Annotated in this window: 17 protein-coding genes; 4 read left to right on the top strand and 13 right to left on the bottom strand. The window is 70.5% G+C overall.

The window, feature by feature from the left end:
- Nucleotides 1-50: 50 nt before the first annotated feature.
- The 3 genes from ACIQPR_RS40915 to ACIQPR_RS40905 form a co-directional block, all read right to left on the bottom strand.
- A complete protein-coding gene (locus ACIQPR_RS40915; protein WP_403660285.1) occupies nt 51-1,991 on the bottom strand; it encodes a glycogen debranching N-terminal domain-containing protein in 1,941 nt (646 codons plus the stop codon).
- A gap of 548 nt (nt 1,992-2,539) precedes the next feature.
- Nucleotides 2,540-4,060: a DUF4192 domain-containing protein gene (locus tag ACIQPR_RS40910; RefSeq protein WP_403659857.1), complete on the bottom strand. Its 1,521-nt coding sequence runs from the start codon at nt 4,058-4,060 to the stop codon at nt 2,540-2,542.
- Nucleotides 4,061-4,252: 192 nt separating this feature from the next.
- Nucleotides 4,253-6,412, bottom strand: a complete 2,160-nt coding sequence (locus ACIQPR_RS40905; protein ID WP_403659854.1) for a RecQ family ATP-dependent DNA helicase — start codon at nt 6,410-6,412, stop codon at nt 4,253-4,255.
- A gap of 392 nt (nt 6,413-6,804) precedes the next feature.
- On the opposite strand from ACIQPR_RS40905, the gene ACIQPR_RS40900 reads away from it, so the two are divergent.
- On the top strand, nt 6,805-7,440 hold the full coding sequence (locus ACIQPR_RS40900) for a hypothetical protein (protein WP_403659851.1): 636 nt from the start codon (nt 6,805-6,807) through the stop codon (nt 7,438-7,440).
- Nucleotides 7,441-7,737: 297 nt separating this feature from the next.
- On the opposite strand, the gene ACIQPR_RS40895 is transcribed toward ACIQPR_RS40900, so the two are convergent.
- The 3 genes from ACIQPR_RS40895 to ACIQPR_RS40885 form a co-directional block, all read right to left on the bottom strand.
- Nucleotides 7,738-8,379, bottom strand: coding sequence for a hypothetical protein (locus tag ACIQPR_RS40895; RefSeq protein WP_403659848.1), 642 nt, complete (start codon nt 8,377-8,379; stop codon nt 7,738-7,740).
- A 68-nt stretch (nt 8,380-8,447) separates the two neighbouring features.
- Complete coding sequence (locus ACIQPR_RS40890) at nt 8,448-9,149, bottom strand: ribonuclease HII (RefSeq protein WP_403659845.1); 702 nt, start codon at nt 9,147-9,149, stop codon at nt 8,448-8,450.
- An 82-nt stretch (nt 9,150-9,231) separates the two neighbouring features.
- Nucleotides 9,232-9,855, bottom strand: coding sequence for a TetR/AcrR family transcriptional regulator (locus tag ACIQPR_RS40885; RefSeq protein WP_403659842.1), 624 nt, complete (start codon nt 9,853-9,855; stop codon nt 9,232-9,234).
- Between the two features lie 187 nt (nt 9,856-10,042).
- Between ACIQPR_RS40885 and ACIQPR_RS40880 the strand changes: the two genes are divergently transcribed.
- Entirely contained in the window at nt 10,043-11,590 is a 1,548-nt protein-coding gene (locus ACIQPR_RS40880) for an MFS transporter (protein ID WP_403659839.1), read from the top strand.
- 301 nt (nt 11,591-11,891) lie between these two features.
- Here ACIQPR_RS40880 and ACIQPR_RS40875 read toward each other — a convergent pair whose 3' ends face one another.
- The 3 genes from ACIQPR_RS40875 to ACIQPR_RS40865 form a co-directional block, all read right to left on the bottom strand.
- Nucleotides 11,892-12,842: an ADP-ribosylglycohydrolase family protein gene (locus ACIQPR_RS40875; RefSeq protein ID WP_403659836.1), complete on the bottom strand. Its 951-nt coding sequence runs from the start codon at nt 12,840-12,842 to the stop codon at nt 11,892-11,894.
- Between the two features lie 12 nt (nt 12,843-12,854).
- Nucleotides 12,855-13,514, bottom strand: coding sequence for a histidine phosphatase family protein (locus ACIQPR_RS40870; protein ID WP_403659833.1), 660 nt, complete (start codon nt 13,512-13,514; stop codon nt 12,855-12,857).
- A 149-nt stretch (nt 13,515-13,663) separates the two neighbouring features.
- A complete protein-coding gene (locus tag ACIQPR_RS40865) occupies nt 13,664-14,269 on the bottom strand; it encodes a YdbC family protein (RefSeq protein ID WP_398997313.1) in 606 nt (201 codons plus the stop codon).
- Between the two features lie 155 nt (nt 14,270-14,424).
- On the opposite strand from ACIQPR_RS40865, the gene ACIQPR_RS40860 reads away from it, so the two are divergent.
- Nucleotides 14,425-14,958: a TerD family protein gene (locus tag ACIQPR_RS40860; RefSeq protein WP_403659830.1), complete on the top strand. Its 534-nt coding sequence runs from the start codon at nt 14,425-14,427 to the stop codon at nt 14,956-14,958.
- A gap of 23 nt (nt 14,959-14,981) precedes the next feature.
- Here ACIQPR_RS40860 and ACIQPR_RS40855 read toward each other — a convergent pair whose 3' ends face one another.
- The 3 genes from ACIQPR_RS40855 to nrdR form a co-directional block, all read right to left on the bottom strand.
- Complete coding sequence (locus ACIQPR_RS40855) at nt 14,982-15,677, bottom strand: DUF6215 domain-containing protein (RefSeq protein ID WP_403659827.1); 696 nt, start codon at nt 15,675-15,677, stop codon at nt 14,982-14,984.
- A gap of 171 nt (nt 15,678-15,848) precedes the next feature.
- Nucleotides 15,849-18,752, bottom strand: a complete 2,904-nt coding sequence (locus ACIQPR_RS40850) for a vitamin B12-dependent ribonucleotide reductase (protein ID WP_403659824.1) — start codon at nt 18,750-18,752, stop codon at nt 15,849-15,851.
- Nucleotides 18,753-18,917: 165 nt separating this feature from the next.
- Nucleotides 18,918-19,469 carry a transcriptional regulator NrdR gene (nrdR, locus tag ACIQPR_RS40845; protein ID WP_403659821.1) on the bottom strand — a complete coding sequence of 184 codons (552 nt, stop codon included), beginning with the start codon at nt 19,467-19,469 and terminating at the stop codon, nt 18,918-18,920.
- A gap of 564 nt (nt 19,470-20,033) precedes the next feature.
- Here nrdR and lexA point away from each other — a divergent pair.
- On the top strand, nt 20,034-20,813 hold the full coding sequence (lexA, locus tag ACIQPR_RS40840) for a transcriptional repressor LexA (RefSeq protein WP_026151025.1): 780 nt from the start codon (nt 20,034-20,036) through the stop codon (nt 20,811-20,813).
- Between the two features lie 251 nt (nt 20,814-21,064).
- Here lexA and ACIQPR_RS40835 read toward each other — a convergent pair whose 3' ends face one another.
- Nucleotides 21,065-23,047 (bottom strand): ATP-dependent DNA helicase, encoded by a 1,983-nt coding sequence (locus tag ACIQPR_RS40835; RefSeq protein ID WP_403659818.1) that lies wholly within the window; start codon nt 23,045-23,047, stop codon nt 21,065-21,067.
- Between the last annotated feature and the right edge of the window lie 24 nt (nt 23,048-23,071).

The following is a 23,071-nucleotide window of genomic DNA, read 5'->3' as shown; positions in this document are numbered from 1 at the left end:
CGCGGTCGTCCTCCCTTTCCGGCCCTCGGCCGACCTGGACTCGTACGAGGTCACACCCCCAACTGAAGCCCGTCGGCCGCCTCCTCGACCATGGCGACACCGAGCCGACCGACCCGTACGGAGAAGGGGGCGCCCGCGATCCGCAGTCCCGTCAGGCCGAGCTCGCCCAGGGGCGCGCTGCGGACCGGTCGGAGGGTGACGGTCCCGGCGGGGGTGTCGGGGCGGATGCCCGCGAGGGTGGTCAGCAGCAGTACTCCGGCGGCGGCTGCCGTGGCCGCCGGACGGCAGGCGGCCGGGTGCGGCAGGGGAGCGCTCCCGTCCGTGCGCTGCTCCCCCGCGTACATCTCGGGGAGCCGGTGGCCGAACGCCTCGGCCGCCGCCAGCACGCCTCGCAGCAGCGAGGTGGCCTCCTTCTCGTAGCCGCCGGCGGCCAGGCCCGCGACGGCGATCGCGGTCTCCTGCACCCGCACGGCCCCGCTCCGGTGGCCGAACGGGCTGAATCCCGGTTCCTTCGCGCCCAGGCCGCGCAGTCCCCAGCCCGAGTCCATGGCCGGGCCGCCGAGCAGCCGGGCGAGTTGTTCGGCCCGTGGCTTGTCCAGCAGGCCGGGCGCGTACTCGCCACCGCCGAGCAGTCCGGTGTCGAGGAGATGGGCCGCGGTCGCGCCCAAGTGCGGCACGAGACGTCCGTCCGGGAGCCTGGCCGCCGCCGGGCGACCACCGCCCAGGTCGCCGATCCAGAAGTCCGCGCGGAAGGCGGTGCGCAACTCCTCGGCCCATTGCCGGAGTCCGGCACCGCCGGGTCTGCCGAACGCGTCCAACAGATCCGCCCCGAGCAGTGCCGCCCGGTGGGCGCGGGCCTGTGTCTCGCAGCGCACCGGTCCGCCAGGGTGCGGGTCGCGCAGATAGGTACCGTCGCCCACGGTGGTCCGCAGCCACGTCAGACAGCGCTCCGCGGCAGGCAGCAACTCCTGTGTCTCCCGCTCCGGGAGCCCCCAACGGCGGGCCTCCGCGAGCAGCACCGGGAAGAGCAGAGTCGCCTCGATCCCCGTGCAGCCCGGCGGCAACTGGGCGCCGGCGTCCCGGCGCGGCCCCAGGATCATGCCCAACTGGGCTCCGGGGCCTGTGAGTTGAGTCCGAGCCAGCGTCCGCAGGGTGCCCGCCGCGAGCCGCGTACCGAGGGGCAGCGCCATGCGGGCCGCCGTGAGCGACTCCGCCGGGGCCAGACCGCACCGCCAGGGCGCCCCGGCCGCGAGGTGTGTGTCGGAGGGGTGCGCGGGGTCGCGCAGCAGCAGTGCCTGGAGATCCTCGACGCTGGTTCGCAGCAGCGTCTGGACTCGGAGGTCGTCACCGGTCGCCCGCGCGGAGGCCAGTGGGCTGGTTCCCCCGTGGCCGACTGCTCGGACCGGTCCGGCGCCGTCCGGCCGTACTCGCAGTTCCACGCTCGCCGTGCCGCCGGGTGGCAGTTCGAACTCCCAGCGCAGCAGCCCTGCGGAGGCCAGCGCGTCGGCCGGTGGCGGGTCGGCGGTGACCGTCGAGCTCCCGGTGGGACCGGACCAGCGCAGTCCGGAGTCGTGCACGGTGGCGGGCAGTTCGGGTCCCGCGCCGCCCGCCGCGACAGCGCCCAGGTCCGCCAGGTCGGTACCGAGCGCCACCTCGACCGGCAGACGCAGCGGGCGCCGAGACACGTTGCGCAGTGTGATGCGCTCCGTACCGTCGGCGTGCCGGATCCGCTCGACCACCAGGTCGGGGTCCGGGCCGCAGTCGGGGGCGACCCGTACGGTGCCTACGAACCGCGCGCGGTCGGCCCCCGTCATCCTGGCCTGCACCGCCAGCGGCTCCCGTCCGGCCACCCGTACCTGACAGCGGGAGAGCACCCGCCGACCCGCGCGGTAGATCCCCTCAAGTCCCCGGCCGTTCAACTGCCCCTGCTCGGTGGAGACGGCGAGCCCCGGGAGGGCGACGCAGATCAACGTGTCGTGGGTGGGCGGCAGTTCGACGGAACGGCGGGGCGTCGGACGGGGCGTGTGCGGCAAGGGGTTGTGCGGCGGGGAGAGGGAGGAGGACCGGAGCGGGGACGGCGACCGGGACGGAGCCGGCGGCGGACGGCGGATGTGCCCGGGCACCACGCCTTCCTCCGGACGTTGCGACGGCTGCGACGGCTGCGACGGCTGCGACAAGCGTCCGGCTTGGCCGGTGAGGGAGGCGAGGCGCCGGTCCTGGTCAGCGGGCGACTCCGGAGCACCGGAGTCGGGGCGGTCATCGGCGTCGAAGGGCGGAGTCGGCGGATGCATGGGCGGCTTCTTCTGCGCTCTGTGCGCCTCGCACGGGTTCGGCGCCGGGTGGAGAGTCCCAGGAGGACAAGGGCAGTACGGCGACACGGCCCGATCAGGCGTTCCGCCACTCAGGTGAACGGAGCCGGACTCCTCCTGGTCACGCCCGCAGCCCTGGAAGCCGACCGAATGGCGGCGCGGCGAGGAGGGCAGACACGTGGCACCGATCCCCCACCCCGCCAACCACTCCGACCTCCCCCACTTCTTGATCACCCGTCCCCCTCAATCCCGTCGCTCCCCGGCAGAGGCAGCTCCGAGCAGGTGTCACGGCGCCGCGAACCGCTCTTCCCCGAGGTGTGCGCACGCGTGCCGCCCGGACGTGCGGTGCGCTGGGCCGGTGTACGAGGACGGGAGCCGACCGATTCCGCGGCACGCGGACGGCCCTCGGCTCCGTCGGCGGTACGTGCGCGGCGTCGACGACGAGAGGCCGTAGGCGATGTCGGCGAGGCAGGTGATACCGACAGCGCCGGGACATCACCTGGACCGCCCGGAACCTGCGGCACGGAACCCTCGGCAACCCCCGAGTCGCCCGCCCCACTGGCCTCCTCCCCCGTACGGTCCTGACGTTCCGCGCGCAGGCAGCGGCGGATCGACTCCGGGTCCAGGCCCTCGTTGCAGGCCTGGTGGAGGAGGCGGGCGAACAGGTAGTCGGAGTCGGCGCCCAGGGCCATGGCCAAGGCCTCTCGGGCCTCCAGGTCGTCGCCGGTCGACCAGGCGACCCAGCCCGCGAGGGTGAGGGGCGCCGCCGCGTGCTCGCCGTAGGGTCCGACGCAGCGGCGGGCCAGCGCGCGCCAGAGCCGTAGAGCGGCGAGCGCCTCGTCGCCTTCCATCCACTCGGCGGCGCGGTCGCGGGTCGTACGGTCCTGGAGGCCGAGGATCAGGGTGGCCGCTTCGTCATGGGCGAGCAGGGCGTCGTCGCGCAGGTCCGAGTGGAGCGCGCCGGACACGGGTAGTGCCTCGGCGAACCTCCGCAGGATCAACTGGGCGAGGTCCAGCGTCTCCCGCGCCACGTCGACTCGGTGGGCCTCGTCGAGGATTCGAGGGACCAGGGCCATGCCCGCCGCGTCCAGGGCGGTTTCCTGCTCCAGCGCGGCGGCCGTTTCCCACGGCAGCAGCCTGCTGCGCAACTCGCGCAGTGTGCCGCGCACTTGGAGTCCCGCGTAGGTCGCGGCGGCGGCCAGCACGGAGGTGCCGGGCAGGCTCATCGAGGATCCGTCGACCGGGCAACATCCCTCGATCGGGCAGCAGTAGGACCAGAAGCGGCCGTCCGAGATGCAGAGAGCCTCGATGACCGTCACGTCTAGACGACCGCACTCGGTGCGCAGTTTCTGCACCAGTGGGCGCAGACGCTCCATGACCTGGCGGCCCGTCTCGCCGGGCGCCGGTTCCTGGCAGACATAGGCGATCATCTGCTCGGGCCGGTTGCCCCTGCGCTCGCTGCCGGTCACCAGGCCGTGGGCCAACTGCCGTGCCACGGAGGCCCAGTCGTCCGGGCCGGCGGGAATGCCGAGCCTGGCCCGGCCGCCGAACCGGCCCCGGCCGTCGCGGTCGTGCAGGGCGACGAGGACGATGCTGTCCTCGGGGCGGTACCCGAGGAGGTAGGGCAGGGCGTCGGCGAGTTCGGCCGGGGTGCGCAGGGTGACCTGGTGATCGGCGCCGTGTCGGTCGTACGCGGTGGGCTCGATGTCGCCGTTTTCGGAGGATCCAGTCGTTTCGCTGTGGTTCGTCATGCGTTGACGATCTCGCGAATTGCCCGATTCCGCTTGAGCCTGTGGATAAGTCCGGTCAGGGGCACGTCACATGGGGTTCGGTGCGGTCAAGTCGGCCTGGGCGACCGTGCCATCGGGCCCTGCGGCCCTCCGGTCATCGGCGCCGGAGTCTCGCGCCCGGCCGCCCGGTGTCACGGATCCCGGCGCCGCTCCTCACCCGGCGGCAGCGAGGACCAGCGGCAGAACCTGGTCGCTGCCTGCCCGGCGGAGCAGGCGGGCGGCGACCGCCAGGGTCCAGCCGGAGTCGGTGTAGTCGTCCACGAGCAGGACGGGGCCGGGGTTGGCGGCCAGTGCGCCGGCCAGTTCCTCGGAGACGGCGAAGGCGTCGGACAGAGCGCTGAGGCGCTGGGCGGAGTTGCTGCGGCGGGCCGCGTGCGTGCCGCCCGGGCCGGTGTACGTCAGCGTGCCCAGGAGCGGGAGCCTGCCGATGGTCGCGATGCCCTGGGCGAGGGATCCGACCAGTTGCGGACGGGCCAGCGACGGTAGGGCCACGACTCCCACGGGACGGGCGGAGGCGTCGGGGACGTTCGGCGCCCAACCCCCAGGAGAACGCGCCCAGTCGGCGAGGACCGCCACCGCTGCCTTCAGGACGTCGTCGGGGACCGGGCCGTCCGGTGCGTGCTCGGCGAGCAGCGGGCGCAGCCGGTTGCCCCAGCCGATGTCCGAGAGCCGCCCCAGGGCACGACCTGTGGAGCACTGGTCCTTGGCCGGGATACGGCCCTTGAGGTCGACACCCAGTGCGGCCATCCCGGTCGGCCACATCCGGCGCGGCTCGATCTCCGTGCCGGGGCGGTCCAGTTCCTTCGTCGCTCCGGTCAGCGCCTCCGCCGACACGGAGGAGGCGATCCAGGCACCCGCGCAGTTGTCGCAACGGCCGCAGGGCACCGCTCCCTCGTCGTCGAGCTGCCGGCGCAGGAACTCCATCCGGCACTGGGACGTACTGACGTAGTCGCGCATGGCCTGCTGCTCGGCCGCCCGCTGCTTGGCCACCCAGGCGTACCGCTCGGCGTCGTACACCCACTCGGTGCCCGTGGCCGCCCAGCCGCCCTTCACCCGCTTGACGGCTCCGTCGACGTCGAGGACCTTGAGCATCGTCTCCAGGCGGCTGCGCCGGAGGTCCACGGCCGTCTCCAGGGCCGGTACGGACAGCGGCCGTCCGGCGTCGGCGAGGGCCGAGAGGGTCTGGCGGACCTGTGTCTCGGGCGGGAAGGCCGTATCGGCGAAGTAGCGCCAGATGGCCTCGTCCTCCCTGCCCGGCAGGAGCAGTACATCCGCGTGCGCCACGCCTCGCCCGGCCCGGCCCACCTGCTGGTAGTAGGCGATCGGCGAGGACGGCGAGCCGAGGTGGACCACGAAGCCCAGGTCGGGCTTGTCATAGCCCATGCCCAGGGCCGATGTGGCGACCAGTGCCTTGACCCGGTTCTCCTGGAGGTCGATCTCGGCCTGCAACCGGTCGGCGTTCTCCGTCTTCCCGGTGTACGAGGCGACCTTGAAGCCGCGCTGCCTCAGGAAGGCGGTGGCCTCCTCGGCGGCGGCCACGGTGAGGGTGTAGATGATGCCCGAGCCCGGCAGTTCGTCGAGGTGCTCCGCCAGCCAGGCCAGGCGGTGTGCGGCGTCCGGGAGCCGGACCACCCCGAGCCGCAGGCTCTCCCGTTCCAGCGGGCCGCGCAGCACCAGGGCCTCGCCGGCGCCGGTGCCCAACTGGTCGGCCACGTCCGCGGTCACGCGCGCGTTGGCGGTCGCCGTGGTGGCCAGCACCGGTACGCCGGTGGGGAGTTCGGCCAGCATCGCCCGCAGCCGGCGGTAGTCCGGGCGGAAGTCGTGTCCCCAGTCGGAGATGCAGTGGGCCTCGTCGACCACCAGGAGGCCGGTCGTGGCCGCGAGTTCGGGCAGTACCTGGTCGCGGAAATCCACGGAGTTGAGCCGCTCCGGGCTGACGAGGAGGACGTCGATCTCGCCTTTTTCGACCTCTCCGTAGATGCTCTCCCACTCTTCCGGGTTGGCCGAGTTGATGGTGCGCGCCCGGATTCCGGCCCGTGCGGCCGACTCGACCTGGTTGCGCATCAGGGCCAGCAGCGGCGAGATGATCACCGTGGGCCCGGAGCCGCGCCTGCGCAGCAGGGCGGTGGCGACGAAGTACACCGCCGACTTGCCCCAGCCGGTCCGCTGCACGACCAGCGCACGCCGGCGCTCCTCCACGAGGGCCGCCACCGCCTGCCACTGGTCCTCGCGCAGCCGCGCCGTACCGCTCGGATCGCCGACCAGCTCGGCGAGGATGGCGTCGGCTTCGGCACGCAGCTCCTGGTTGTTCATGCCTCCATGCAACCTCACGCCACTGACAACGGCCCAATCCTCCGCGCGGGGAAGAGGCGCTTCCGGCCTTCCCGCCCGCGCGCCCCGGGCGCTCCGCGTACCGGGGCCGACCTGCTCCCTCTAGACCTTTCGCACCTCAATGGCGTACGAAAGTGTCGTGCTCGGCCGTCCCAGGCGTCGCCGGACGACGCATTGGGTAGGGATATAAGCCACACACCATCAGATAAGGGGCTGTGGCCCCATTTGCTCGTTGCCGCATCCAAGTTCGACAGCAAGAATTGGAGTCCGCTCCCCGCACGGTTCGTCCGTGATCCGGTAGGGCTCTGCTGCGGTGTGCGCTCCCCCGAATCCGACCTCGCCCGCAGTGTGGGCGCGTAGCCGAAGGGAGGACCGTGACCTTCGGATTCGCTCCGTCCTCCGCGGCATCCACGTCGACGTCAGCCGACCTGTCCGCCGCTTCCGCCAACCCTCTGGCCCGTATGCTCGAACCCTCCGAGTGGGCCGCCGCCGGAATCCCCTTGCTGCGCAATCCCCGCGAGGTCGTCAGCGGGCTGCACTCCCGGCACCGCCCGAGACCGGCGACCGCGATCGTGGCCGTCCTCGACCCGGACGAACGGCTGCTCGCGAGCGCCTCGTTCGTCCGCCGGTCGGCCCCGGCCGACGGCTGGATGTTCCGCAACGCGCTGCTCGCGCAGCTGCGCCGGGTGATCCCGCACGACCTGCGGCGCCGCACTCCGGTGCGCACCGCCGTGCTGCTCTACTGCCGTGAGGGCGACGCGCGTTGGACGGAGGAGGACGGGGCGTGGATGTGGGGGCTGCGTGACGCCTGCACTCTGCACGGGCTGCGCTGCGGGGCGTACATCACGCTGACGCGGGACGGCTGGCAGGTGCTCGGTGAGGGGCGCGGCGGCCGACGCCCGAGCGCCGACTCGACGCCGGAACCTTTCTCCATGTCCGAGGTGCCGCCCCTGCTGCCCCGCACCGGTGGCGCCGCCTCGGAGGTACTGCGCCGCGCCGCGGCCCGCTGAGACCCGGTCCGGGCACCACGCCCGGACCGTACGGCGGTACGAGAGCGCGACGGGAGAGTGCGTACGACGCCGAGCCGCCCCCGAGCGGGGACTCCGGCCCGAGCGGGTCGTCGTACACGGAACGAAACGGAACGCGACGGAACTCCTGCGGAAGGCACCCTTCGGAGAGCGCCCTTCGTCGACCGCGCCCGGACTTCCGGGCACGGCGAAGCGCTCACCGTGCACAGACGACGTGACGGCGCCGGGGGTGGCCGCCGTCGGCCGCTGAGAGCCCTCCGAGCGTTCCGGAGACGGCTCTCAGACGCCCGCGCCCAACACCGAGTTGATCTGCTGCGGGTCGCCGCAGACGATCAGCAGGGTGCCGGCCCGGCCGAGGGCCAGGGGCAGCGCGGTGGCGGCAACGGCGTCCGGGCCTCCGTTGACGGCGACCACGACGACGGGTCGGGACGTCGCCCGGCCCGCCACGGCGGCGTCCGCGTAGAAGACGTCGTCGCGCGCGTCGTGCTGCGCCCAGTAGGACGCTTCACCGAAGGACAGTTCGTGGGCGGCCCACGGGTGCGGTTCGCCGGTGGTGATCACCAGCACGTCACCAGGGGTACGGCCCGACTCCAGCAGCAGGTCGACGGCTTCCTCGGCGGCGTCCAGCGCCCCCTCGGCCGAGGCCGGGACGAGCTGGATCTGCGGGGTCGCCACAGCGGTGCCGGGGGCGGCGGGGGCAGCCGGACCCGTGGGTCCGGGCTTCACAGCGGCCATGTCACGCGGCGTGCGTTGCGCCGGTGCCGTGGGCCGCAGGGGGCCGGGGCGACCGGGACGCGACGGCGCCGCGGGGCGGGGGCCGGGTACGGGACGGGGGGTCGGCGCGACGCGGCCACTGGCCGGAGTGGCGCGGGGACCCTGGGCACTCTCGTGAATCTGAGGCTCCTCGGGAATGAGAGGCATGAGCTGATTTTTATCAAACGTTGGCGCGACTGGCGTCGGCGGGTGGCACATGAGTGCGAGCGGAACGTTCAGAAGTCGAAGCCGAGCTGCCCCTCGATCTCCGGAACGTTTCCCTCCGCCCAGCTGCGGGCCTTCTTGAGGTGCCGCCACTGGGGCAGCGCATCAAGATACGCCCAGGACAACCGGTGGTACGGGGTGGGGCCCCGCTCCTCCAGCGCGGCCTTGTGCACCGGTGACGGATACCCGGCGTTGGCCGCAAAAGCGAAGTCTGCATGGTCGATGCCCAGTTCGGCCATCATTTTGTCGCGCTGAACCTTGGCGATCACCGAAGCGGCGGCCACCGCCACGCACGACTGGTCGCCCTTGATCACCGTGCGAACCCGCCAAGGGGTCCCGAGGTAATCGTGCTTCCCGTCGAGGATGACCGCGTCCGGGCGAACCGGCAAGGCCTCAAGGGCACGCACCGCGGCGAGCCGCAGGGCGGCCGTCATGCCCAGGGCGTCGATCTCCTCCGGGGAGGCGTGGCCCAGGGCGTACGCCGTGACCCACTTGCGGAGTTCTTCGGCGAGTTGGGCACGCCGTTTGACCGCGATGAGCTTGGAGTCGGTGAGTCCTTCGGGGGGTCGGCGCAGTCCGGTGACCGCCGCGCAGACGGTGACGGGGCCGGCCCACGCGCCGCGCCCCACCTCGTCGACGCCGGCAATGACCTTGGCTCCGGTCGTGGCGCGAAGTGAGCGCTCGACGGTGTGAGTAGGTGGTTCGTACGGCATGGCGACCTCAGGGTACGCCGCCCGGGACCCCCCGCGACACCCCGCCTTGCCCTGTCCCCCTCAAGTCCGTCCGGGCCCGGCTTCAGTCACCGTTCGGCCGGAGCAGCGGGAGCATCAACTGGTCGAGCATTTCCTCGATCTCCTGGTCGCTCCATTCGCTGCCGCACACCTTCGATCTGTACATCATCATCGCCGGTATGGCGTCGAAGACATAGGCGTTGGACGCCTCGGGGCGCACCTGGCCCCGCTCGATTCCACGGTCGACGGCCTGACGGAGCAGTCGGAGCGTCGGTTCCACGACCCCTTCGATGATCACTCCGTGGAAGCGCTCCGCCTGCGCCATGTCGCATTCGTGAATCACCGCGCGCAGGGCGAACCCTGGGCGCGAGAACATCGCGTCGCGCGCCCGCGTGCACAGCTCCAGCAGGTCCGCGCGCACATCACCGAGGTCCGGCGCCTCGTCCAGGCTCGGCAGTCCGGCCTGCAACGCGTCCGCGACGAGGTCCTCCTTCGAGGACCAGCGGCGGTAGACGGCGGCCTTGCCCGTCTGGGCGCCGGCGGCGACGCCTTCCATCGTCAGGGCGTTCCATCCGACCGTACCGAGTTGCTCCAGTGCGGCGTCCAGGATCGCGCGTTCGAGCACGGCGCCGCGACGGCGGAGGGAGGTCGCCTGAGCGGGGGCGGCCGTCCAGCCCGAAGTAACCATCTGAGTCTCTCCAGCGAGCGGTGGAATGGGGAGTTCCGGGGATCGGGGACACATCGCGCGGCGGCGACGGGGGACGCGCCACGCGAGGGCGAGTTAAGTGAACGCTTGCGTTCACTGTTGGGGACTCACTACCGTTGACGCGACAGTGAACGCGAGCGTTCACTAACACACTTGTGGGGGACCCATAGTGACAACCTCTCAGTTGACCCAGAAGCCACAACCAGGAGCGGCCCGCCGGGAGGGACATCCCGGCATCGCGCTCGCGGTCATCGCTGCCTGCCAACTCATGGTGGTACTCGACGCGACGATTGTGAACATCGCCCTCCCGCACATTCAAGCCGCACTCAGCTTCAGCACCACCGACCTCACCTGGGTCGTCAGCGCCTACACGCTCACCTTCGGCGGCCTGCTGCTTCTCGGCGGCCGGGCCGGTGACATCCTCGGCCGACGCCGGGTGTTCATCACCGGCATCCTGCTCTTCACCTTCGCCTCGCTGCTCGGTGGACTCGCCCAGGAACCATGGCAGTTGCTCGCCGCGCGCGTCCTGCAAGGCGTGGGTGGCGCGATCGCGTCCCCCACCTCGCTGGCCCTCATCACCACCACGTTCCCCGAAGGCCCGGAACGCAACAGGGCGTTCGGAGTCTTCGCCGCGGTCTCGGCGGGCGGTGGCGCGATCGGGCTGCTCGCGGGCGGCATGCTCACGGAGTGGCTCAACTGGCGCTGGGTGCTCTTCGTCAACGTGCCGATCGGGCTGCTGATCGCCGTGCTCACACCGCTGTACATCAGCGAGTCCGAACGGCACACCGCCCGGTTCGACATCGCGGGCGCCCTGACCTCCACGGCGGGCATGGCCTCCCTCGTCTACGGCTTCATCCGGGCCGCGGACAAGGGCTGGCGCGACAGCCTGACCATCGGGTCCTTCGGCGCGGCGGCCGTCCTGCTGCTGGCCTTCGTGATCATCGAGTCCAAGGCCAAGGAACCGATCACCCCGCTCAGGATGTTCGCCGACCGCAACCGCTCGGGCACGTACGTGATCATGCTGAGCCTGGCCGCCGCGATGTTCGGCATGTTCTTCTACATCGTGCTCTTCGTGCAGAACGTGCTGGGGTACAGCCCGATCCAGGCGGGTCTCGCCTTCCTGCCGGTGACGGTCGTGATCGCGGCCGGCGCGGGACTGTCCCAGCAGTTCCTGCCGCGGTTCGGACCACGGCCGTTCATGCTCGTCGGTTCGGGCCTCGCCGCGATCGGCCTGGCCTGGCAGACCCTGATCAGCTCGGACAGTTCGTACGCCGGCGGAGTGCTCGGCCCGATGCTGGTGTTCGGCTTCGGCATGGGCCTGAACTTCGTGACGCTGACGATCACCGCCGTGTCCGGTGTCGCCCCGAACGAGGCGGGCGCCGCGTCGGCGCTGCTCAACGCCACGCAGCAGGTGGGCGGTTCGCTCGGCCTGTCCATCCTGACCACGGTGTTCGGCTCGGCCAGCAGGGACGAGGCGAAGAAGCAGCTGCCGAAGTTCCTGACCGATGGATCGGCAGAGCAGAAGGCCGAGTTCGGCAAGACACACCAGTTGCCCGCGCCATGGGGGCACGACGTGCTCGCGCACGGCATCTCGACGGCCTTCGTCCCGGCCGCCGCGATGGCCGTACTCGCCCTGGTCACCGCCTGGTTGGTGATCCGGGTCCGCAAGAGCGACCTCGCCGCCCTCGCGGGTACGGCGGGTCCGGGGATCGGCTGACCGGTCGGGCCCGACCAGGGCCCGACCGACCGGCACCGGCCCCGGGCCTGTGCCTGGCCCCAGGCGCAGGCGCAGGCCCAGCGAAATCCTCATCACCACCCCCACGACCATCCCGTCCCGTCTTCTCCGTGTCCCGCCCGCCCTGTGTGGACTGTGAGTCCCGTGTGGACCGAGTCCCGTGTGAACTCATGTCTCGCACAGCAGCTGCCAGGACAACGGCCGGGCGGTCACGCAGAGTTCCCGGCGGACACAGAGAGTTTCTGACGCGGGGGATGGCGTCACCGGAAGGCAGCCGGAGGCGTCAGGCGGCCGAAAACGCCCAGCCCGGCAGCGCCTCCGTCCGCTGCACCCACTCGGCGGGAGGCGTCCCGGCCTTTCCGCCCGCGATCACGCCGCCCACGATGGCGCAGGTCGTGTCGACGTCCCCACCGACCTGCGCGGTGGTCCAGAACGCGTCCGCGTAGTCGCCGAGGCCCCGAGCGGCGGACCAGAGCGCGAAGGGGACCGTGTCGTGCGCCGTCGTACGACGTCCGCAGCCCAGTACCGCGGCGACGGTGCCTGCGTCGGCGTAGTCGAGCATGTCTCGGGCGCGGCGCAGCCCCGTGGCGACCGCGCTCTTGGGGACGAGGGCGATGACGCCGTCGAGGAGTGCCTCGGCGCCGGGCGGGCCGCCGGGGGCGGCGGCCAGCGCGGCTGCCGCCGCGACGGCCATGGCACCGACGACGCCCTCACGGTGCTGGTGCGTCGGGTAGGCCGAGATCTCGGCCTGGTGGGTCGCCTGCTCGGGGTCGTCGGCGTACCAGGCACCCAGGGGCGCGATCCGCATCGCCGCGCCGTTGCCCCATGAGCCCTGTCCGCTGAAGAGCGCGGCGGACAGTTCTCGCCAGTCGCCTCCCTCACGGACGAGGCGGAGCAAGCGGTTGACGGCGGGGCCGTAGCCGCGGTCGAAATCGTGGTGCTCCGCGAAGGAGTGGGCCAGGGCGTCCTGGTCGACGCGGTGGTGGGCGGCGAGGACCGCGACCACGGAGCAGGCCATTTCCGTGTCGTCCGTCCACTGCCACGGCGCCGGGGGCAGCTCACGGCGCTTGAGGAGCGGATAGTTCACGGGCACGAAGAACTGGGAGCCCAGCGCGTCCCCCACGGCGAGTCCGCGCAGGCTGGCCAGGGCGCGGCCCAGGCGCCCGTCGGGAGAGTCAGAGGAACCGGAAGGGTTGAGAGAGTCGGATGGGTCGGAAGGTGAATCGGGAGTCATCGGTCCATCACCCTACCCACTGATCCCGTACGGCTCCGGGTCCCGCCAGCTGTCGAACGGCCGGTCCAGCTCGTACCGGCCGTCGTCCCCCAGAACGAGCATGCGCATCTCGGCGTTCCCCGGGTTGGACAGCGACTCGAACTCCGCGACCGTCCAGTGGAACCAGCGCATGCAGAAGAGCCGCATCGCCAGGCCGTGCGTCACCAGGAGCACGTTGGGCGGATGGTCGGGGGCCTCGAAGCTGCGGTACAGGCTCTCCAGGAAGCCGCCGACCCGGTCGTAGACGTCGGCGCCGGACTCGCCCTGGGCGAAGCGGTAGAAGAAGTGCCCGTAGGCGTCCCGGTAGGCCTTCTGGAGGCGTACGTCGTCCCGGTCCTGCCAGTTCCCCCAGTCCTGCTCGCGGAGCCGGGGCTCCTCGCGTACCCGTACGAGGTCGGGGTCGAGGTGGAAGGCGCGGAAGGTCTCGTGGGTGCGGCGGTACGGGGAGACGTACACGCTGACGCGCTCGCGGCCGAACACCTCCCGCAGCCGCTTGCCGGTCTCCTCGGCCTGCCGCCATCCCTGGTCGGTCAGTGCCAGGGCATGGTCGGGTTCACGCTCGTACACGGTGTCATCAACATTGCCCGTTGACTCGCCGTGCCGGACAAGGACGATGCGCCGTGGTCGTGCCATGCCAAAACCCTAGATCCAGTCATGGCATATCGAGCACTCGTACGGGCTCCATACGGCGTAGGTCACACGAATTCTGCCCGATGGGCCACATAGGGGCGCACGATTCACACTCCGGGAGGTCGGTGACGACAGCGTCGCCGGTCCGGGATTCACACCGTCCAGCTGGGTTCCAGTTGCACGATGTCCCCCGTGAGGGACGCGACGTCCGCCTCGATCTGGGCCCTCAGGGCGAGCCTTTCCACTCGCTCGGTGCGGTACTTGCCGTGTTCGGCGGCCGAGTGCCACATCGAGAGCACCATGAACTCGTGTCCCGGGGCCTCGCCGAACAGCCCGCGGAGCATGCCCGGGGAGCCGGCCATCGCGGGGTTCCACACCTTCTCCTGCATCAGCGTGAAGTGCTCGGCGCGCTCCTCGTGGACCCGGCACAGGGCCACCCGCACCAGGTCGGCGTCGGTGAAGCGCGGCTCGAAGCCGGTCTTCACGTCGAAACGGTGATCGAACAGCTTGACCTGCGCGTCCTTGAAGGTGCCCACCTGAGCCGACGCCAGCCGGTCGTGGGATCGGGCCATGAAGGAGTCGTAGAAGGCACGGCTTTCCCAGAACGCGAAAATGTGTGCCACTCCTGGCCGCGCTCTGCTCCAGCCTCCCCCCTGTCCCCGAAATCCCGGCTCCCCCAGAAGCCCCGCCCACTTTCGCTGCCCGCGCTCGAAGCCGCGGCGGTCCACCACGGTGCAGCGAATCCACTTGACCAGCACCGCGCCATCGTAAGGCCAGGGAGCGTGGCGCCGGTCACGCTCCGGCGGAGATCGTCCGCGCATACGCCCCCGCGCGCGTGGCACGATGGACAACGAACGCTGGTCGCCCGGCAGTTGGGGCGCGCGATCGAGGCGCACGGGGAAGGGGAACTGTGGTGAACGGCCTCAACAAGGGGATCCGCAAGGCGGAAGTGGGGCTCCAGTGGGATCCGAGTCCCACCGGGCAACCGCCTGTCGATCTGGACATCGTTGCCACCACGTATGTGGCGAGTGATCTCTACGGCACTCCCGCGTACGCGGTGCACTTCGACAGCCGGTCCCCTGACGGCACCATCTATCTCAACCGGGACAGCAAGGACGGCAAGGGCTTCGGCTGGGACGAGGTCATGACGCTGGAGCTCGACCGGCTCGCCGACCGGTACGCGCGCGTGGTGGTCGGTGTCGTCATCCAACAGAGGGTGGCGCACCGCACGTTCGTGGACGTCCTCAACCCCAAGCTGCGTATCCGCGAGGGGTACGGCGTCCTCACCGAGGAGGACTTCGGTGACGTCCTCGGGGCGACGGCGGCGACGGTCGGGGAGTTCACCCGGGACGAGTCCGGGAGCTGGGACTTCCATCCCGGCGTCCGGGGCTTCGAGGACGACCCGGCGACCTTCACCAGGACGATGGGCAGGGCACAGCAGTCCTGAGCCCTGCCCTCCGGGGCGGCTCGTCAGCCGGCGGTCCAGCCCGGGACCGTCGGCAGCACCTCCTCGGCGATGCGGAACAGCGCCTCGTCGTCGGGCGGTACGTCGTCCTGGCGCCAGATGGATATCTCGAAGGAGTCGCCGCCGTCCTTGGCGCTCGTGGAGACCAGCAGGGTGCGGGCGATGCCTCCGGGGCCCGTGCTGGCCTTGCCGCCGCCCAGGCTGAAGTTGATGGCGATCGTCCGGTCCGAGTAGAGGACGGCCGGGTGTCCCAGGACCTTCTTCAGCTGCGAGGTCGAGTCCACGTAACGGGCCGCCTGGGCGACGGGAACGTCGTCGTAGGACGCCGACAGCCGCACGGAGTAGGTCTTCAGGTCGACGTCCGCCTCCGGGCTGGCGATCTTGGTGCCGCCGGCCAGTGTCATCCATCCCGCGCTGCCCGACGCGGTCTCCGCGTGTTCGTCCGGAGTCCCCAGGAGCACCGGCAGGTCCGCGCGGTTCAGCGCGGTGCAGAGCGCTGTCGGCGAGACGTACTTCGCCGGCAAGGTGCTGTCCGTACTCGCCGAGCAGGCCGCCGGTGTGCCGTCCCGGGTCGCCGTCTTCGGCAGGACTCCCCCAAGTCCCCACATACCGCCCACGACACCGCCGACGACGACCACCGCCGCGACTGCCTGGGCTCCCGCACTCCTGCGTCTTTCGGGCTCGACGGATTCGTCGACCATGTCCCCCACCCTCCCCTGTGCGCGGCCTATGCGCGCTGAGGGAGATTAACCGCTGATCGTTCCGCTGGGAAACCGGATTCTCCCCGGGGCGGGAAACGCCGAGGGCGGCGCGACCGGAACACCGACCGCACCGCCCTGACCAGCTAGTTCACTTCAAGCGGCTGCGCTGGATCAGCTGCACCCGCTGGTGGACCCGCACCCCTCGCAGATGTAGCAGGAACCGGCCCGCTGCATCTTCGTACCGCAGGAGAAGCACAGCGGGGCGTCGGCCTGGATGCCGAGCTGCATTTCCACCAGTTCGGCGCTGGTGTGCGCCTGCTGCGGGGTGGGCTTGGCGGCCTCGACCACCGCCTTGGGGGCGGCCACCGCCTTCAACTCCTGGGCACGCGGCGCCGACTGGGCCAGGCCCTCCACGTCGACCTCGTCCTCGGTCGGCTCGTACGAACCGGTCTCCAGGTGACGCTGGCGCTCGTCGGCGGAGTGGATGCCGAGCGCGGAGCGCGTCTCGAAGGGGAGGAAGTCGAGCGCCAGGCGGCGGAAGATGTAGTCGACGATCGACTGCGCCATCCGTACGTCCGGGTCGTCCGTCATACCGGCCGGCTCGAAGCGCATGTTGGTGAACTTCGAGACGTACGTCTCCAGGGGGACGCCGTACTGCAGGCCTACGGAGACGGCGATCGAGAAGGCGTCCATCATGCCCGCGAGCGTCGAGCCCTGCTTCGACATCTTCAGGAAGACCTCGCCGAGACCGTCGTCCGGGTAGGAGTTGGCGGTCATGTAGCCCTCGGCGCCGCCGACCGTGAAGGAGGTCGTGATGCCGGGACGGCCCTTGGGGAGGCGCTTGCGCACCGGGCGGTACTCGACGACCTTCTCGACCGCGGTCCGGATGGTGTCCTCGGCCTTGGCGGTGACGGCGTCGGTCGCGGACTTCTCCTTCTCCTTGGTCTTGGCGGAGAGGGGCTGGCCGACCTTGCAGTTGTCGCGGTAGATCGCGAGCGCCTTGACGCCCATCTTCCACGCCTCGAAGTAGACCTCTTCGACGTCCTCGACGGTCGCCGTCTCCGGCAGGTTGACCGTCTTGGAGAGCGCGCCGGAGATCCAGGGCTGGATCGCGGCCATCATGCGGACGTGGCCCATCGCGGAGATGGAACGCTCGCCCATGGCGCAGTCGAACACCTCGTAGTGCTCGGTCTTCAGGCTCGGGGCGTCGATCACATTGCCGTTGTCGGCGATGTGGGCGACGATCGCCTCGATCTGCTCCTCCTGGTAGCCCAGGCGGCGCAGGGCCTGCGGGACCGTGCCGTTGACGATCTGCATCGAGCCGCCGCCGACCAGCTTCTTGAACTTGACCAGGGCGAGGTCGGGCTCAAGTCCGGTGGTGTCGCAGGACATCGCGAGACCGATGGTGCCGGTCGGGGCGATGACGGACGCCTGCGAGTTGCGGAAGCCGTTCTTCTCGCCGAGGCGCAGGGTGTCCTGCCAGGCCTCCGTGGCGGCGGCCCAGATCGGCGTGTCCAGGTCGTCCACGCGGACGGCCTTGCCGTTGGCGTCGGAGTGCTGCTTCATGACGCGCAGGTGCGGCTGCTCGTTGCGCGCGTAGCCGTCGTACGGGCCGACGACCGCGGCGAGTTCGGCGGAACGCTTGTACGACGTGCCGGTCATCAGGGAGGTGATGGCACCCGCGAGGGCACGGCCGCCGTCGGAGTCGTACGCGTGGCCGGTCGCCATCAGCAGGGCGCCGAGGTTGGCGTAGCCGATGCCGAGTTGGCGGAACGCGCGCGTGTTCTCGCCGATCTTCTGCGTCGGGAAGTCCGCGAAGCAGATGGAGATGTCCATCGCGGTGATGACGAGCTCGACGACCTTGGCGAAGCGCTCGACGTCGAAGGACTGGTGGCCCTTGCCGTCGTCCTTGAGGAACTTCATCAGGTTCAGCGAGGCGAGGTTGCAGGACGTGTTGTCCAGGTGCATGTACTCGCTGCACGGGTTCGAGCCGTTGATACGGCCGGACTCCGGGCACGTGTGCCACTGGTTGATGGTGTCGTCGTACTGGATGCCCGGGTCGGCGCAGGCCCAGGCTGCCTCGGCCATCTTGCGGAACAGCTGCTTGGCGTCGACCTCCTCGATGACCTCTCCGGTCATGCGGGACGTGAGGCCGAACTTGCCGCCGTTCTCCACGGCCTTCATGAACGTGTCGTTCACGCGGACCGAGTTGTTGGCGTTCTGGTACTGCACCGACGTGATGTCGTCGCCGCCCAGGTCCATGTCGAAGCCCGCGTCACGCAGGGCGCGGATCTTCTCCTCTTCCTTGACCTTGGTCTGGATGAAGTCCTCGATGTCGGGGTGGTCGACGTCCAGGATGACCATCTTGGCCGCGCGGCGGGTGGCGCCGCCGGACTTGATGGTGCCCGCGGAGGCGTCGGCACCGCGCATGAAGGAGACCGGTCCGGAGGCGTTGCCACCGGAGGAGAGCAGTTCCTTGGAGGAGCGGATCCGGGAGAGGTTCAGGCCGGCGCCGGAGCCGCCCTTGAAGATCATGCCCTCTTCCTTGTACCAGTCGAGGATCGACTCCATGGAGTCGTCGACGGCCAGGATGAAGCAGGCGGAGACCTGCTGGGGCTGCGGGGTCCCGACGTTGAACCACACAGGGCTGTTGAAGCTGAAGATCTGGTGCAGGAGGGCGTACGCCAGCTCGTGCTCGAAGATCTCGGCGTCGGCGGGCGAGGCGAAGTACTTGTAGTCCTCACCGGCCTTCCGATACGTCTTCACGATGCGGTCGATGAGCTGCTTGAGGCTCACCTCTCGCTGCGGGGTGCCCACAGCGCCGCGGAAGTACTTGCTGGTGACGATGTTGACCGCGTTCACCGCCCATTCGGCGGGGAACTCGACGCCACGCTGCTCGAAATTGACCGAGCCGTCGCGCCAGTTGGTCATGACGACGTCACGACGCTCCCACTCCACCTCGTCGTACGGATGCACGCCGGGGGTGGTGTGAACACGCTCGATGCGCAGTCCCTTGGTGACCTTGGTGCCCTTCGCGCGGGAACCTCGTGCCGGACCGCTCGCCGTCTCTGTCATGCCGCCTCCCTGTACAGGCAAAAACGCCCTGAAATGCCACGATGTTCCCGTGGCAGAGTGTTTGTCCGATGTCACGGCAGCCCACATGCTCATGGCTCCGCGACAAGTCCTGGTCCGCCGCCGTCCGACCGGATCCGGGGTCTCCGCCCGGTTCCGGCCCGCCGGTCAGTCGGCGGAGTGGGCGGGCACCGGGACCTGAACAGTCCCTCCGGGCCCGCCGTCGTCTTCCTGGCTCCCCGATCCCGCGTCTTCGTCGTCCGCGGCGGTGCCTGGCGTCGCTTCCCTCAGTTCCACGATCGCGGCCTCGAAGTCGTCCAGCGAGTCGAACGCCCGGTAGACGGAGGCGAATCGCAGATAGGCGACGAGGTCGAGTTCCTGCAACGGGCCGAGTATGGCCAGCCCGACGTCATGGGTGGTCAGTTCGGCGCTTCCGGTGGCCCGCACCGCCTCCTCGACCCGCTGGCCGAGCTGGGCGAGTGCGTCCTCGGTGACAGGCCGTCCCTGGCATGCCTTGCGCACACCGTTGATGACCTTGGTACGGCTGAAAGGCTCGGTGACTCCGGACCGCTTGACCACCATGAGCGAGCACGTCTCCACGGTCGTGAAACGACGGGAGCAGTCAGGGCACTGGCGGCGTCGGCGGATCGACGTGCCGTCGTCCGTCGTACGACTGTCGACGACACGGCTGTCGGGGTGCCTGCAGAAGGGGCAGTGCATGATCTCCAACCCTCCCTCACAGCAGACTCAATAGCCTCGTGAGACCCCTTGGGCCTCTCGAAGCAGCCCCCAGCATAGGCGATGGCCGAGACGATGAAGACCCGGGGGACCACAACTTCTGGGCTGCTGCCGCAATCCAACCACTAGATGTGGTGATTGGCTCACACAAACACGCCGCACGCGCGTGTCGCACCCGTATTGGCATGTGCCATACGGCCATACCGTCACCCCGAACACGCGGCGCACACCCGTATCGCCAGGGCACTTACGGGGATACCGTGAGCGCGGCACGGAGAAGACGTGGGGCTCCCGCGCAGAACGCGACCGGCCCCCGGTCGCCGGGACACCGGGTGGCAGACTGGGGCGACAACCCACGAGGTCGCCGCCTGGATGCCGAAGGACCCGACAATGGGCCCCTTTGTCCGCCAGGTGACGGATCGGCCATACACCCAGACACATGATCGCGGCGGGCTATCCGCGTTTTTTCACTCGAACGTGTGTTTGGCGCAACCTTTCGAAAGCAACTACCGTTGTCCAGCAGGGAGAACATCGAGAGGGGCCGACGTGACCACCACCGCAGACAGCGCCACCATCACTGCCCAGGATCGCTCCCAGGGCCGACTCGAACCGGTGCATGCCATGAACGAAGCCGCGAATCCCGAGGGACACAAGCGCTCCCTGCCGGGCCGACCTCCCGGCATCCGGGCGGACAGCTCGGGGCTCACGGACCGGCAGCGTCGGGTGATCGAGGTCATCAGGGACTCGGTGCAGCGACGGGGCTACCCGCCGTCGATGCGCGAGATCGGGCAGGCCGTCGGCCTGTCCAGCACCTCCTCGGTCGCGCACCAGTTGATGGCACTGGAGCGCAAGGGCTTCCTGCGCCGCGACCCGCACCGCCCGCGCGCGTACGAGGTCCGCGGCTCCGACCAGTCCTCGTCGGTGCAGCCCACGGACACCGCCGGCAAGCCCGCCGCCTCGTACGTCCCCCTGGTGGGCCGGATCGCCGCCGGTGGCCCGATCCTCGCCGAGGAGTCCGTCGAGGACGTCTTCCCCCTCCCCCGCCAACTGGTCGGCGACGGTGAGCTGTTCGTCCTCAAGGTGGTCGGCGACTCGATGATCGAGGCCGCGATCTGCGACGGCGACTGGGTCACCGTGCGCCGCCAGCCGGTCGCGGAGAACGGCGACATCGTGGCCGCCATGCTGGAGGGCGAGGCCACCGTCAAGCGCTTCAAGCGCGAGGACGGCCATGTCTGGCTCCTCCCGCACAACTCCGCTTACGAGCCGATCCCCGGCGACGACGCGACGATCCTCGGCAAGGTGGTGGCGGTGCTGCGGCGCGTATGACGGCCGCGGTGGGCGGGCCACAGCGGCCCGGCCCCCTTGACCGGACCCCGGGACCCCTGCGCCGGTTCCGGGGTCCTGTGCTGCCCGGCCACGGTGACGACCGCGCGGATGACGCTGACGGCCACGCGGATGACGGTGGCCACCGCGCGGATGCCGGTCACGACAGCGCGAATCCCTGTGGCGGCCGATCGTCGAGCGAGCGGCGGCCGATCCGGTGCCGGCCCGGCGCTGCGGACCGACACCGCCCCGGATCACTCCGTTTCGGTCTCCTCCTGCTTGGCCTTCGCGTCGATCGCGGCCAGCGATCTCCGGGCCTGGTTGCGGTCGGTCGTGTACCAGAAGTCGGGCAGTGACGCCTTCAGATAGCTGCCGTAGCGGGCTGTGGCCAGCCGCTGGTCGAGTACGGCGACCACGCCCCGGTCTCCCGACGCCCGGACCAGACGGCCGGCGCCCTGGGCCATGAGCAGGGCCGCGTGGGTCGCGGCCACCGCCATGAAGCCGTTGCCTCCCGCGTCCTCGACCGCCTTCTGGCGGGCGCTCATCAACGGGTCGTCCGGACGCGGGAACGGGATCTTGTCCATGACGACCAACTGGCAACTGGGGCCGGGGACATCGACGCCCTGCCAGAGCGACAGCGTGCCGAAGAGACAGGTCTTCGGATCGGCCGCGAAGTTCTTGATCAGCTCGCCGAGCGTCTCCTCGCCCTGGAGCAGGATCGGGTACTCGGGGATGCGCGAACGCAGTTCCTCGGCGGCGAGTTGGGCACCCCGCATCGAGGAGAAGAGGCCCAGGGTGCGACCGCCCGCGGCCTGGATCAACTCGGTCAACTCGTCCAGCATGTCGGCGCGATCACCGTCCCGCGCGGGGCGCGACAGATGCTTGGCGACGTACAGGATGCCCTGCTTCGGGTAGTCGAAGGGCGAGCCCACGTCGACGCCCTTCCACTGCGGCAGGTCGTCGCCCGCCGTCCCCTCGGGGGCGAGGCCCAAGGACGCTCCTACGCCGTTGAAGTCGCCGCCGAGCTTCAGCGTCGCGGAGGTCAGGGTGACCGAGCGGTCCGCGAAGAGCTTCTCGCGCAGCAGGCCCGACACCGACATGGGCGCGACCCGCAGGGAGGCGCCGAAGCGGTCGTGGCGTTCGTACCAGACGACGTCCCACTCGGAGCCGTTGCTGATCCGCTCCGCCACGTCGTGCACGGACTCCACGGAGGCCAGCGCCTGTTTGCGGACCGCGTCCTCGTCCTGCACGGACTTGTCGCGGGTGGCGCCGATGCCGGAGATCACCGTGCGGCAGGCGTCGCGCAGTGCCATGAGCGCGTATCCGAGGTCCTCCGGGATTTCCTCCAGGCGGCCCGGCAGGGCGAGTTCCATGAGCCGCTCGAAGCCCTCGGCGGCGGTCTGGAGCTGATCGGCGGCCTTCTCGTTGACCAGCTTCGCGGCGCGACGCACCGCGCGGTTGACCTGGCCCGGGGTGAGCTCGCCGGTGGCCACTCCGGTGACCCGGGAGACCAGTTCATGGGCCTCGTCGACGATCAGCACCTCGTGCTGCGGGAGGACGGGGGCGCCCTCGATCGCGTCGATGGCGAGCAGGGCGTGGTTGGTGACGACGACGTCGGCGAGCTTGGCGCGCTCGCGGGCCGCCTCGGCGAAACACTCCGCTCCGTAGGCACACTTCTGGGCGCCCAGGCACTCCCGGGAGGAGACCGACACCTGCGCCCAGGCGCGGTCGGAGACTCCGGGGGTGAGGTCGTCGCGGTCGCCGGTCTCGGTCCCGTCCGTCCAGTCGCGCAGCCGCAGCAGGTCCTGGCCCAGCTTGCTGCTGGGTGCCGCCGCCTCGAACTGGTCGAAGAGGCCCTCCTCCTCGTCCTGCGGCACACCCTCGTGGAGGCGGTGCAGGCACAGGTAGTTCGACCTGCCCTTGAGCATCGCGAACTGGGGGCGGCGGCGCAGCAGGGGGTGCAGTGCGTCGACCGTGCGGGGCAGGTCGCGCTCCACCAGCTGGCGTTGGAGCGCGAGGGTGGCGGTCGCCACGACCACTCGCTCCCCGTGCGCGAGCGCGGGCACCAGGTAGCCGAGCGACTTTCCGGTACCGGTGCCGGCCTGGACCAGCAGATGGGAGCCGTCGTCGATCGCCTCCGCGACGGCTTCGGCCATGGTCACCTGGCCGGGGCGCTCCGAACCGCCGACGGCAGTGACGGCAGCATGCAGGAGTTCGGGGAGTGAGGGCTTCGTCATAGCGCGACCAACCCTACGGGGCGG

It is taken from the genome of Streptomyces sp. NPDC091280 (genome assembly GCF_044768565.1).
In the GTDB taxonomy this organism is placed as follows: domain Bacteria; phylum Actinomycetota; class Actinomycetes; order Streptomycetales; family Streptomycetaceae; genus Streptomyces.
Note: the sequence above shows the minus strand (reverse complement) of the source record. Positions and strands in the feature narration are given on the sequence as shown.